The sequence below is a fragment of the Duganella vulcania genome, from assembly GCF_009857655.1.
In the GTDB taxonomy this organism is placed as follows: Bacteria; Pseudomonadota; Gammaproteobacteria; order Burkholderiales; family Burkholderiaceae_D; genus Rugamonas; species Rugamonas vulcania.
Genome location: NZ_WWCX01000017.1, coordinates 14704 through 27040, shown reverse-complemented (window position 1 = coordinate 27040; position 12337 = coordinate 14704). Strand labels below are relative to the sequence as shown.

Here is a 12337-nt window from a genome sequence, read left to right as displayed (position 1 = left end):
CTGAAGCCGCCTACCTTTTTCTGAAAAATACCGCAAAAAATTATGACTACCTCTTCTTCGACACCGCCGGCTCCCTCTAAAGTACTGCCGTTGACCGACAGCGTTCTGGAGGCACTCGCCATCACCAAACGCGGTGTCGACGAGCTGCTGATTGAAAGCGAGTTCGCGCAAAAGCTGGCGCGCTCGGAACAAAGCGGCGTACCGCTGCGTATCAAGCTCGGACTGGATCCTACCGCACCTGACCTGCACCTTGGCCACACTGTTGTGCTCAACAAGATGCGCCAGCTGCAGGACCTGGGCCACCAGGTGATCTTCCTGATCGGCGATTTCACCTCCATGATCGGCGATCCGTCCGGCCGCAACGCCACCCGTCCGCCGCTCACGCGCGAGCAGGTCGAGCAGAACGCCATGACCTATTTCAAGCAGGCCTCGCTGGTGCTGGATCCGGCCAAGACCGAAATCCGCTACAACTCCGAATGGTGCGACCCGCTGGGCGCGCGCGGCCTGATCAAGCTGGCCTCGCACTACACGGTTGCCCGCATGATGGAGCGCGACGATTTCAGCAAGCGCTTCAAGAGTGGGACTCCGATTGCGGTCCATGAGTTCCTGTATCCCTTGATGCAGGGCTACGATTCGGTCGCTTTGAAGGCAGACCTTGAGCTAGGTGGAACAGACCAGAAATTTAACTTGCTTGTTGGCCGCGAGCTGCAGAAGGACTACGACCAGGAACCGCAGTGCATCCTGACCATGCCGCTGCTGGAAGGCCTGGACGGCGTCGACAAGATGTCCAAGTCCAAGAACAACTACATCGGCATCACCGAACCGGCCAACACCATGTTCGCCAAGATCATGAGCATCTCCGACGTCATGATGTGGAAATACTTCGAGCTGCTGTCGTTCCGCTCGATCGCCGACCTGGCCGCGCTGAAGGCCACCGTCGACGGCGGCGCCAACCCGCGCGACGCCAAGGTGGCGCTGGCGCAGGAAATCGTGGCCCGCTTCCACTCGCAGGCCGCGGCCGAAGAGGCGCTGAACGACTTCGTCAACCGCTCCAAGGGCGGCATTCCCGACGACGTGGCGGAAATCACGCTGCCGGGCGCGCCGGCCGGCATCCAGCAACTGCTGAAATCGGCGGGCCTGTGCGCGTCGGTGTCGGAAGCTGGCCGCATGATCGACCAGGGCGGCGTGCGCATCGACGGCACCGTCGTCAGCGACAAGGCCGTGAAGATCGAGGCCGGCACCTTCGTGCTGCAAGTGGGCAAGCGCAAGTTCGCGCGCGTCACGCTGACCGCATGATCGGCCTGCTGCAACGGGTCAGCGGCGCCAGCGTGGTGGTCGACGGCGCCACCGTCGGCGCCATCGACGCCGGCTTGATGGTGCTGGTGTGCGCCGAGCGCGGCGACACGGAGAAGGAGGCCGATGCGCTGCTGGCCAAATTGCTGGGCTACCGCGTGTTCGCGGACGACGCCGGCAAGATGAACCGCAGCGTCACCGACGTGGAGGGCGGCCTGCTGCTGGTGCCGCAGTTCACGCTGGCGGCCGACACCAAGTCCGGCACGCGGCCCTCGTTCACGCCGGCCGCCGCGCCGGCCGACGGTCTGCGCCTGTTCAATTATTTTGTCGAACAGGCGCGCCAGAAGCATAAGGTGGTGCAGACCGGCCAATTTGGCGCGGATATGAAAGTGTCGCTGACCAACGACGGTCCGGTGACGTTCTGGCTACAGACAAACGCAAAATAACACCGGCGGTTGGAGAAGAGCATGAAACTTTCGAGCGACAGCTTTCGCAACGGCGGCGCGATTCCGGCGGAAAACGCCTTCGCCGCACTGGGCAAGGACGGGCAGGTGAGCCTGTCGGCCAACCGCAACCCGCACCTGGCGTGGCGCGACGTGCCGGCCGGCACCGAATCGCTGGTGCTGCTGTGCATCGACGGCGACGCCCCGCAGGACGCCACCGATGTCAACCGCGCCGGCCGCGTCCTGCCGGCCGGCCGGCCGCGCGGGGATTTCTTCCACTGGAGCCTGATCGACATCCCGGTCGGCGTGCAGGCGATCGCGGAGGGCGTGCTGTCCGACGGCGTGACCGCGCGCGGCAAGCCGGGCCCGGCTGCCGCGCTGGACGGTCTGGCGCTGCGCCAAGGCGTGAACGACTATAGCGGCTGGTTCGCGGCCGACCCCGCCATGGCCGGCGACTATTACGGGTATGATGGCCCCTGTCCGCCGTTTAACGATGAGCGTGTCCACCATTACATGTTCCGTATCTACGCGCTGGATACGCCGCGCTTGGAACTGGAAGGGCGCTTCACCTGCGCCGACGTGCTCAACGCCATCCACGGCCACATCGTCGACGAAGCCCAATTGATCGGCACCTACACGCTGAACCCGGCCCAGGCCGCCCAGGCGCGCCGGTCCAGAAAAAAGATTGCATGAAAAACAGCACCATTTTGTTGATACGCCACGGCGAGACCGCCTGGAACGCCGTGCGCCGCCTGCAGGGCCACACCGATATCCCGCTCAATGACGAGGGCGCCCGCCAGGCCGCCGCGCTGGCGCAGGCGCTGGCCGCCGAGCAGGTGGACGTGCTGGTCTCCAGCGACCTGCAACGCGCGATGCAGACCGCGCGAGCCGTGGCCGACCAGTACGACGGCCTGCGGGTGCAGACCGACGAGCAGCTGCGCGAGCGCTGCTACGGCGTGTTCGAAGGCATGCTGTACGCCGAGATCGAGCGCCGGTACCCGGCCGAGTACGCGCTGTGGCAGGCGCGTGATATCGACGCCGTGATGCCTGCCGGCGAGCGGGAGGCGGAAAGCTTCCGCCAGTTCTACCAGCGCGCCACCGGCGGCATCGCCGATTGGGCGCGGCGCCATCCGGGCCGCACCATCGCCATCGTCGCCCACGGCGGCGTGCTGGAGTGCGCCTACCGCGAGGCGGTCGGCATGTCGCTCGACAGCCCGCGCGACTTCCAGGTCAAGAACGCCAGCATCAACCGTTTCACGTGGGCGGACGGTAAGTTGGCGCTCACCAGCTGGGGCGAAGTCGATCACCTGAGCCTGGCCGCGATGGACGATATCGTCTGATGTCAAGACTGCACAGGTGTCGTCCACATAAAAAATAGTGCTTATTAATTGAGCACCCCTTCGGTTAAAATAGAGGGTTCCTTCTTCATGTTCAGGTATCGCCAGTGCAAATCGGCCCTCATTTACTGCGCAACAACGTTTTCGTCGCCCCCATGGCCGGCGTCACCGACCGCCCCTTCCGCCAGCTGTGCAAACAGCTCGGAGCCGGCTATGCGGTGTCCGAGATGGCGGCCTCGAATCCGCGCTTGTGGGCGACCGAAAAAAGCTCGCGCCGTACCGACCACACCGGCGAGATGGAACCCAAGGCGGTGCAGATCGCCGGCGCCGATCCGCAGGACCTGGCCGACTGCGCCCGCTTCAACGTCGAGCGCGGCGCCCAGATCATCGACATCAACATGGGCTGCCCGGTCAAGAAGGTGTGCAACGCCTGGTGCGGCTCGGCCCTGCTGCAGGACGAGGTGCTGGTCCGGCAGATCGTCGAGGCGGTGGTCGGCGCGGTCGACGTGCCCGTCACGCTGAAGTTCCGCACCGGCTGGGACCGCGCCCATAAAAACGCGCTGAACATCGCGCGCATCGCCGAGGACGCCGGCATCGCCATGCTGACCCTGCATGGCCGCACCCGCGCCGACGGCTACACCGGCGACGCCGAGTACGACACCATCGCGGCGGTCAAGCGCTCGGTCGGCATTCCGGTGGTGGCCAATGGCGACATCACCTCGCCGGAAAAGGCCCGGTTCGTGCTCGACTACACCGGCGCCGACGCCGTCATGGTCGGCCGCGCCGCCCAGGGCCGTCCGTGGATCTTCCGCGAGATCGACCATTACCTGCGCACCGGCACCCATCTGCCGGCGCCGTATGTGGACGAAGTGCGCGCCCTGATGGATGAACACCTGCGCGCGCACTATGCTTTCTATGGCGACTACCTGGGCGTGCGCACGGCGCGCAAGCACATCGGCTGGTATGTGCGCGACTTGCAGGGCGGCGAGGAATTCCGCCAGGAAATGAACCTGCTGGAGTCCACCGAAGAACAACTGATTGCCGTCGATCAATTTTTCGAATCCCAGTGGAGACACGGCGAGCGGTTACAATACCGCCTCCCGGAAGAATTGGCAGCAGCATAAGACGGCGTAGAGAGCCTAAAAAAGTCGGATCAGAAGGGTAAGCGCCGGGGCCACAAGCCCGCGCGGCGATTTACCAGCGTCAACAGATTAAAAGCGAACGATATAAAATGAGCAAAGAAAGTATCCAGGAAGTAGTCCAGAAGAGCCTCGAAGATTACTTCAACGACCTGGGCGAGCAGCAGGCTTCGAACATCTACGACATGGTCGTGCTGACCGTGGAAAAACCGATCCTGGAAGTGGTCATGACGCGCGCCGACGGCAACCAGTCGCACGCCGCGCAGATGCTGGGCATCAACCGCAATACCTTGCGCAAGAAACTGCAAGAACACGGCCTGTTGTAACAGCGCGCGTTTTTCCGGCATGAGTGGCTGGGGACGGCCGCCGTTGCCGCACCCGCAATACCGAATACGTCGTACCTCTATTCAACCACTAGCCCTCTCAAGCCATGATTAAACAAGCTCTCATCTCCGTCTCCGACAAAACCGGTGTGCTGGACTTCGCCCGCGCGCTGTCCGCCATGGGCGTCAACATCCTGTCGACCGGCGGCACCGCCAAACTGCTGGCCGACAACGGCGTGGCCGTGACCGAAGTGGCCGACTACACCGGCTTCCCGGAGATGCTCGATGGCCGCGTCAAGACGCTGCACCCGAAAGTCCACGGCGGCATCCTGGCGCGCCGCGATTTCCCGGAGCACGTGGCCAAGCTGGAAGAACACAACATCCCGACCATCGACATGGTGGTGGTCAACCTGTACCCGTTCCAGGCCACGGTCGCCAAGGACACCTGCACGCTGGAGGACGCGATCGAGAACATCGACATCGGCGGCCCGGCCATGCTGCGCTCCGCCGCCAAGAACCACAAGGACGTGGTGGTGATCTGCGATCCGTCGGACTACGGCGTGGTGCTGGCTGAAATGAAGGCCACCGACAACGCCCCTGGCTACGTCAGCTACGACACCCGCTTCACGCTGGCCACCAAGGTCTACGCGCACACCGCGCAGTACGACGGCGCCATCGCCAACTACCTGACCAGCCTGGACGCGACCCGCGCCCACGGCAGCCGCAACGCCTATCCGAAGACGCTGAACGTGGCGTTTGAAAAAGTGCAGGACATGCGCTACGGCGAGAACCCGCACCAGTCGGCGGCGTTCTACCGCGACATCGTCAAGACCGACGGCGCGCTGGCCAACTACCGCCAGCTGCAGGGCAAGGAACTGTCGTTCAATAACATCGCCGACGCGGACGCCGCCTGGGAATGCGTGAAGAGCATGGGCAGCTTCGACCAGAGCGCGGCCTGCGTGATCGTCAAGCACGCCAATCCGTGCGGCGTGGCGCTGGGCGCCAACGCGGCCGACGCCTACAAGCGCGCGCTGCAGACCGATCCGACCTCGGCCTTCGGCGGCATCATCGCCTTCAACGTCGAAGTGGACGCGGCTGCCGCGACCGAACTGGCCAAGCTGTTCGTCGAAGTGCTGATCGCGCCGGTGTTCACGGCTGAAGCCAAGCAAATCCTGTCGGCCAAGCAGAACGTGCGCCTGCTGGAAATCCCGCTGGGTAACGGCGTCAACGCCATGGACTTCAAGCGCGTCGGCGGCGGCCTGCTGGTGCAGTCGGCCGACTCGAAGAACGTGCTGATCGGCGACCTGAAGGTGGTCAGCAAGCTGCAGCCTACGCCGCAGCAGCTGCAGGACCTGATGTTCGCCTGGCGCGTGGCCAAGTACGTCAAGTCCAACGCCATCGTCTTCTGCGGTAACAACATGACGCTGGGCGTGGGCGCCGGCCAGATGAGCCGCATCGACTCGGCCCGCATCGCCTCGATCAAGGCGCAGAACGCCGGCCTGTCGCTGACCGGTTCGGTGGTGGCGTCGGATGCCTTCTTCCCGTTCCGCGACGGCCTGGACGTGGTGGTGGACGCGGGCGCGACCTGCGTGATCCATCCAGGTGGCTCGATGCGCGACCAGGAAGTGATCGATGCCGCCGACGAGCGCGGCGTCGTCATGCTGTACACCGGCACCCGTCACTTCCGCCATTAATACCTGAGTAGTTTGCACAGTGCGGCGGACGCATCCGCCGCACTGTTTTTATATACAGCATTCAATGTTCCCGGTTACAATCCGGGAATGATTATTCTCGGCATCGACCCCGGCTTGCGCACGACCGGCTTTGGCGTCATCCACAAGCAGGGCGCCAAGCTGCGCTACATCGCTTCCGGCACCATCAAGAGTGGCGAGGGTAGCCTGCCGGTGCGGCTGAAGGTGATCCTGGACGGCGTGGCCGAAGTGGCGCGCCTCTACCAGCCCGATTACGCCGCCATCGAGCAAGTCTTCGTCAACGTCAATCCACAATCGACTTTGCTGCTGGGCCAGGCGCGCGGCGCGGCCATCTGCGCGCTGGTGTCGGCCGAGCTGAGCGTGGCCGAGTATTCGCCCACGCAGGTCAAGCAGGCGGTGGTGGGCACGGGGCGCGCGGTCAAGGCGCAGGTGCAGGACATGGTGGCGCGCCTGCTATCGCTGCCCGGCCTGCCCGGCACCGACGCGGCCGATGCGCTGGGCGTCGCCATCTGCCACGCCCACAGCCGCGAAACGCTGACCCTGATCGCAGGCGCCGGCAAGGGCACGACCACGGTCGCCAGCGGCCCGCTGGCCGGCCTGCGCATGAAAAACGGCCGGCTGGTCGGGTAAACATTCCTCTTTAAAGGCTACAACACGATGATCGGTCGTCTCTCAGGTATTCTGCTTGAAAAAAATCCGCCGCAACTGCTGGTTGACTGCGGCGGTGTCGGCTACGAGGTCGATGTGCCGATGAGCACCTTCTACAACCTGCCCGGCGTGGGCGAGAAAGTGGTGCTGTTCACGCACCAGGCGATCCGCGAGGATGCGCATCTGCTGTTCGGCTTCGGCAACGCCGAGGAACGGGCGGTGTTCCGCCAGCTGATCAAGATCACCGGCGTCGGCGCGCGTACCGCGCTGTCGATTTTGTCGGGCATGTCGATCGCCGACCTGGCGCAGGCGGTGACGCTGCAGGAATCGGGCCGCCTGGTCAAGGTGCCGGGCATCGGCAAGAAGACCGCCGAGCGGCTGCTGCTGGAACTGAAGGGCAAGCTGGGCGCGGACATCGGCGCCGGCGGCGCGCACGCGGTGCCGGACTCGCAATCGGACATCCTGAACGCGCTGCTGGCGCTGGGCTACTCCGACAAGGAAGCCTTGCTGGCGTTGAAGACCGTGCCGGCCGGCAGTGGCGTCTCGGACGGCATCAAGCAGGCGTTGAAGGCGCTGTCCAAAGGCTGATCCGCCTCAATCGAATCGCAGGCGGCCCCGCCTATGCTCGACCATCGAGCCAAGCGGAGCCGCCGATCATGGACCAGCCGACGCAGGAACTCTTGCTATTTTGCGAGGTCACATACTTGCGCAGAAGGGCTGTGTCATGGTGCTACGGTTTTAATGGGCTAGGATTACTCTGCACAGCTGGCCCTTGCGGATGCGGCGCTTTCAGCGCTACGGAGGCAACATGGACACATCGAATACTGGTGGCGACAGCGGTTCGGGTTCGGATTCGAATGCCTCACCGCGTCAGAAGCCCGATATCTCAGCCGGGCTCGTACAGCTGAGAGCATCGTTGCAAGCCTGGAGGCAGTTGATCGATGAAGGCAAGGTAGAATCACTGATATTGAAAATCGATTCGCCGCCGGAACTGGCGGGCGTCCCTAATCGCATACTGACCGAACCAGAATTGCAGCAGCTAATACTGAGCAAAAAACTGCAAAGCGATTACATGCAGCGAATACGGAAAACCCCGAGACTTGATTAAATAGGCAACCAGCAACTGCATGAGCATCCAGACCGACAGCTTCACCGAACAACGCATCATCGACGCGGCGCCATCGTCGCCGAATGAGGAGGCGATCGAGCGCGCTTTGCGGCCCAAGCATCTCGATGAATATGTCGGCCAGTCCAAGATCCGCGACCAGCTGGAAATCTTCATCGCGGCCGCGCGCAACCGCAAGGAGGCGCTGGACCACACATTGCTGTTCGGCCCGCCCGGCCTGGGCAAGACCACGCTGGCCAACATCATCGCCCGCGAGATGGGCGTGAACCTGCGCCAGACCTCCGGCCCGGTGCTGGAGCGCCCCGGCGACCTGGCCGCCATCCTCACCAACCTGGAAGCCAACGACGTCCTGTTCATCGACGAGATCCACCGCCTGTCGCCGGTGGTCGAGGAGATCCTGTACCCGGCGCTGGAGGACTACCAGATCGACATCATGATCGGCGAAGGCCCGGCCGCGCGTTCCGTCAAGCTGGACCTGCAACCGTTCACGCTGGTCGGCGCCACCACCCGCGCCGGCATGCTGACCAATCCGCTGCGCGACCGCTTCGGCATCGTCGCCCGCCTGGAGTTCTACAACACCGAGGAGCTGACCCAGATCGTCACCCGCAGCGCCGCGCTGCTGAAGGCCAACATCGCTCCGGACGGCGCGGTCGAAGTGGCCCGCCGCGCGCGCGGCACGCCGCGTATCGCCAACCGCCTGCTGCGCCGCGTGCGCGACTATGCCGAAGTCAAAGGCAACGGCGACATCACCAAGTCCGTGGCCGACGCCGCGCTGGTCATGCTCGACGTCGACACCGTCGGCTTCGACGTCATGGACCGCAAACTGCTGGAGGCGGTGCTGTACAAGTTCGGCGGCGGCCCGGTCGGCATCGGCAACCTGGCGGCGGCCATCGGCGAGGCGGCCGACACCATCGAGGACGTGCTCGAACCCTACCTGATCCAGCAAGGCTATCTGCAACGCACGCCGCGCGGCCGCGTCGCCACGCCGGCCGCCTACAAGCACTTCGGCGTCACGCCGCCGCGCACCAATCCCAACGGCGAACTGTGGGACCTGTGATGCAGATCTGGGTCGATGCAGACGCCTGTCCGGCGGTCATCAAGGACATCCTGTACCGCGTGGCCGACCGCGTGCCGTTGCAGGTCACGCTGGTGGCCAACCAGCTGCTGCGGGTGCCGCCGTCGCGCCATATCCGCTCGGTGCAGGTGCCGTCCGGCGCCGACGTGGCGGACCAGGAAATCGTGCGCCTGATGGCGCCCGGCGACCTGGTCGTCACCGGCGACATCCCGCTGGCTTCGGACGTGCTGAAGAAGGGTGGCTACGCGCTCAATCCGCGCGGCGAGTTCTACACCAACGACAACATCGCGCAGATGCTGACCATGCGCGCCTTCATGGACGAGCTGCGCGGCAGCGGCGTCGACACCGGCGGCCCGGCCGCCTTCAACCAAAGCGACCGGCAGAACTTCGCCAACAGCCTGGACCGGCACATCAGCAAGGCGCGGCGCCAGGCCTGATTCATTTGGGCAGGCGCAGCGTGGGCACGAAGCGGGTCAGGTAGATGCTGACGCAGCCGCCGATAAGCAGCAGCATCAGCTGCAGCCAGAGCTTGTCCACGCGCCACATCGAATAGCCCAGCGACGCCCACATGAAGACCAGCACCCACACCTTGCCGCGCAGGGGGATGCCCTTGCCGTTCTCATAGTCGCGCAGGTATTTGCCGAATACAGGATTAGTCTGCAGCCAGTGGTGCAGGTGCGTCGAGCCGCGCGCGAAGCAGGCCGACGCCAGCAGCAGAAAGGGCGTGGTCGGCAGCAGCGGCAGGAAGATGCCGAGGATGCCCAGCACAACGGCCAGGCAGCCAACCAGGTTCAGGAATATTTTCATGTTCTTAGAGGGGGGCGGTTAGTCGGCGAGGTGGGCGCCATCCTTACAGCGGATACAAAAAATATAAAAATGAAATCATTGTAATGGCAACGCGATGTCATGTGACTAACACGTGCCGCGCATCGGTGCGGCATCCATTCACATAATAAAGGAAGACATCAGATGAAATCTTACACTCTCGCCAAGGCCGTGCTGGCCGCATGCGTTGGCCTGTCCGCCTGCGCCGCCCAGGCGGCCGACGTCACCTTCACCTTCACCAACACCGCGCCGGCCGGCGGGGTCGGCGTCGCGCCGCTGTGGCTGGGCCTGCACAACGGCAGCTTCGACAGCTTCGACGTCGGCAGCGCCGCCTCGGTGGCGATCGAGCGCGCAGCCGAGGACGGCAACGCCAGCGTGCTCACGTCGAACTTCGCCAGCCAGGTTGCCGGCGGCCTGCAAACCACGCTGCCGAACGGCCCGCGCTTCCCCGGCGCCAGCAGCACCTTCACGCTGCACAACGTCGACCTGAACGGTGCCAACCGCTACCTGAGCTACGCCGCGATGGTCGTGCTCAGCAACGATTTCTTCATTGGGAATGACAACGCCAAGGCGATCGACCTGTCGTCGCTGGCCGGGGGCGGCAGCCTGTCGCTGGCGCTGGGCGGCGCCGGTCATGTGTACGACGCCGGCACTGAGCAGAACAACTTCGCCTACTCGCTGGCCAACGGCGCCTACGGCATCGGCGGCGGCCAGAGCGCCGCCAACCAGGGCATCGACGAGCACGGTGTGGTGCATGTCGCGACCGGCAATCCCTATCTGAGCTTTGTCGACGACGGCCACTACGTGCCGGCCAACTTCGACTGGACCGCGCTGAACTTCAACAACCAGCAATCCATCGGCCGCCTGGACATCTCGGTGACGGCCGTGCCGGAGCCGGAAACCTACGCGATGCTGTTCGCCGGCCTGGGCCTGCTGGGCGTGGTCGCGCGCCGCCGCCAGGGGCAGGGCAAGGTTGCTGAGGCCGCTGGCGATATCGCCTGAGTCCGGGCCGGGCGGCGTCAGTCCATGCCGGCCTTGCCGGGCGCCCAGTACGCCTTGCTTTGACGCCGCCCGGCCGCCGCACCCTGCTGGCGCAGCAGCCGGCTCATGTGCTGGATCGAGCCGGCCTGCCCGGTCAGCACGATCTCCGCCGAAGGGTGCGACTGCAGCAGCGCCGACATGTGCGCGTCCAGCTCGTTGAAGTGCTCGCCGCCCTCGAGGCGGACGCAGAGGTGCGCGTCATCCAGCCGCAGTTGCCGGATGACGGGCGCCACCTCGGCCAGAGCGGAGACCTCCAGCACCATCCGCAGCGGCGACGCCTGGCTGGACAACGCCACCGCCAGCCCCAGCGACGTTTCATCCCCGAACAAAACGGCCGGCCCGCGCGGCTGCTGCAGCCGCAGCGATCTGCGTGGACCGAAGACGGTGCAGTCGTCGCCCTTGCGCACCAGGCGCGCCCAGTGCGTGCCGGGGCCGTCCGCGTGCAGATAAACCAGGATGCGCGTGCGTCCGCTTTCGGCGTCCCAATCCATCGGCGTGTAGGTGCGCTGCACCCATCCGCCCAGCTGGATCTGGATCTTGTCGCCCGGCGTCCAGGCGATGTTGCGCAACGCGTCGCCGCCCAGCGTGATGAGGCGGAAGGCGGAGCCGATATCCTCGACGTGCAGCACCTGCGCGTTGCGCGTAAACAGCTTCAGTACCGCCGCTTCAAGCCGGCCGGGGCGCCGTTGCAGGGTGGGCGGGAGGATGTCGTTCATTGTTCAGGCTCCTTAAATATTCAGGTTGAGGGGAGGGCGCGTCCGTGCTGATGCAGACGGGCCTTGCGCCGGAATATTGTGGGAGTCGCCGCGCCCATAAAAAAACCCCGCAACTTGCGGGGCTCGATTTGGTTCGTGCGGCGGTGCTTACTCCTGGCGCACCCACACCTGCGAGCGGCCCAGCATCGGCACGCCGATGTAGCCGCGCACGCTCAGCTTCTTGCCGCCGTCGGTCAGGTGCATCTTGCTGCGGTAGACCTTGCCGTTGTCCGGATCGAGGATCTCGCCGCCGTTGTATTCGTCGCCGTCCTTTTTCAGGCCGGTCATGATCACCAGGCCGATGACCGGCTGGTTCTTGCGAGCGTCTTCGCACTTCTCGCATTTGGGATTCTGGTCTTCGGTTGGCGCACGGAACAGCTGCTCGATCTTGCCTTGCAAGACGCCGTTGTTGTCGGTGATGCGTATCAGCGCTTTCGGCTTGCCGCTGACGTCGTCGATGTTTTTCCACAGGCCGACCGGGGAGCTGTCGTCGGCGAAGGCCGGGGCGATGGACAGCGCGGCGGTGATGAGTAAAGCGAGGAATTTCATGGGGGTCTCCAAGGTTATTTTATCCATCGAGTGTAGCAAAAAAATGACCGGTCGTACTATTTTCTCGAGAA

16 protein-coding genes are annotated in these 12337 nt (G+C 64.5%); 13 read left to right on the top strand and 3 right to left on the bottom strand.

Annotated features, from left to right (window positions below):
* The first annotated feature begins 42 nt into the window (after positions 1 to 42).
* The 12 genes from tyrS (at position 43) to GTP90_RS12640 (ending at position 9533) form a co-directional block, all read left to right on the top strand.
* Positions 43 to 1296, top strand: a complete 1254-nt coding sequence (tyrS, locus tag GTP90_RS12695; protein WP_161083891.1) for a tyrosine--tRNA ligase — start codon at positions 43 to 45, stop codon at positions 1294 to 1296.
* Positions 1293 to 1739, top strand: coding sequence for a D-aminoacyl-tRNA deacylase (gene dtd / locus GTP90_RS12690; RefSeq protein WP_161083890.1), 447 nt, complete (start codon positions 1293 to 1295; stop codon positions 1737 to 1739). Before tyrS ends, dtd begins: the two co-directional genes overlap by 4 nt.
* A gap of 21 nt (positions 1740 to 1760) precedes the next feature.
* Positions 1761 to 2429 (top strand): YbhB/YbcL family Raf kinase inhibitor-like protein, encoded by a 669-nt coding sequence (locus tag GTP90_RS12685; protein ID WP_161083889.1) that lies wholly within the window; start codon positions 1761 to 1763, stop codon positions 2427 to 2429.
* Positions 2426 to 3076: a histidine phosphatase family protein gene (locus GTP90_RS12680; RefSeq protein ID WP_161083888.1), complete on the top strand. Its 651-nt coding sequence runs from the start codon at positions 2426 to 2428 to the stop codon at positions 3074 to 3076. Before GTP90_RS12685 ends, GTP90_RS12680 begins: the two co-directional genes overlap by 4 nt.
* A 104-nt stretch (positions 3077 to 3180) precedes the next feature.
* Positions 3181 to 4197 carry a tRNA dihydrouridine synthase DusB gene (gene dusB / locus GTP90_RS12675; RefSeq protein ID WP_161083887.1) on the top strand — a complete coding sequence of 339 codons (1017 nt, stop codon included), beginning with the start codon at positions 3181 to 3183 and terminating at the stop codon, positions 4195 to 4197.
* Positions 4198 to 4304: 107 nt separating this feature from the next.
* Positions 4305 to 4538 carry a helix-turn-helix domain-containing protein gene (locus GTP90_RS12670; protein ID WP_008445162.1) on the top strand — a complete coding sequence of 78 codons (234 nt, stop codon included), beginning with the start codon at positions 4305 to 4307 and terminating at the stop codon, positions 4536 to 4538.
* Positions 4539 to 4642: 104 nt separating this feature from the next.
* Complete coding sequence (purH, locus tag GTP90_RS12665) at positions 4643 to 6229, top strand: bifunctional phosphoribosylaminoimidazolecarboxamide formyltransferase/IMP cyclohydrolase (protein ID WP_161083886.1); 1587 nt, start codon at positions 4643 to 4645, stop codon at positions 6227 to 6229.
* An 87-nt stretch (positions 6230 to 6316) separates the two neighbouring features.
* Positions 6317 to 6877, top strand: coding sequence for a crossover junction endodeoxyribonuclease RuvC (ruvC, locus tag GTP90_RS12660; RefSeq protein WP_161083885.1), 561 nt, complete (start codon positions 6317 to 6319; stop codon positions 6875 to 6877).
* 27 nt (positions 6878 to 6904) lie between these two features.
* A complete protein-coding gene (ruvA, locus tag GTP90_RS12655) occupies positions 6905 to 7483 on the top strand; it encodes a Holliday junction branch migration protein RuvA (protein ID WP_070271126.1) in 579 nt (192 codons plus the stop codon).
* 220 nt (positions 7484 to 7703) lie between these two features.
* Positions 7704 to 8003: a hypothetical protein gene (locus GTP90_RS12650; protein ID WP_161083884.1), complete on the top strand. Its 300-nt coding sequence runs from the start codon at positions 7704 to 7706 to the stop codon at positions 8001 to 8003.
* A gap of 19 nt (positions 8004 to 8022) precedes the next feature.
* A complete protein-coding gene (gene ruvB / locus GTP90_RS12645) occupies positions 8023 to 9078 on the top strand; it encodes a Holliday junction branch migration DNA helicase RuvB (RefSeq protein WP_161083883.1) in 1056 nt (351 codons plus the stop codon).
* Positions 9078 to 9533 carry a YaiI/YqxD family protein gene (locus tag GTP90_RS12640; protein ID WP_161083882.1) on the top strand — a complete coding sequence of 152 codons (456 nt, stop codon included), beginning with the start codon at positions 9078 to 9080 and terminating at the stop codon, positions 9531 to 9533. The genes ruvB and GTP90_RS12640 overlap by 1 nt, the downstream gene beginning before the upstream one ends.
* Position 9534: 1 nt before the next feature.
* Here the strand turns inward: GTP90_RS12640 and GTP90_RS12635 are convergent, their stop codons facing one another.
* Positions 9535 to 9903 (bottom strand): YbaN family protein, encoded by a 369-nt coding sequence (locus GTP90_RS12635; protein WP_161083881.1) that lies wholly within the window; start codon positions 9901 to 9903, stop codon positions 9535 to 9537.
* A gap of 162 nt (positions 9904 to 10065) precedes the next feature.
* On the opposite strand from GTP90_RS12635, the gene GTP90_RS12630 reads away from it, so the two are divergent.
* Positions 10066 to 10923, top strand: a complete 858-nt coding sequence (locus tag GTP90_RS12630; protein ID WP_161083880.1) for a spondin domain-containing protein — start codon at positions 10066 to 10068, stop codon at positions 10921 to 10923.
* Positions 10924 to 10940: 17 nt separating this feature from the next.
* Here GTP90_RS12630 and GTP90_RS12625 read toward each other — a convergent pair whose 3' ends face one another.
* Both GTP90_RS12625 and GTP90_RS12620 read right to left on the bottom strand, forming a co-directional pair.
* Positions 10941 to 11678 (bottom strand): siderophore-interacting protein, encoded by a 738-nt coding sequence (locus GTP90_RS12625; RefSeq protein ID WP_161083879.1) that lies wholly within the window; start codon positions 11676 to 11678, stop codon positions 10941 to 10943.
* A gap of 147 nt (positions 11679 to 11825) precedes the next feature.
* On the bottom strand, positions 11826 to 12266 hold the full coding sequence (locus GTP90_RS12620) for a DUF2147 domain-containing protein (RefSeq protein WP_161083878.1): 441 nt from the start codon (positions 12264 to 12266) through the stop codon (positions 11826 to 11828).
* Positions 12267 to 12337 lie beyond the last annotated feature (71 nt).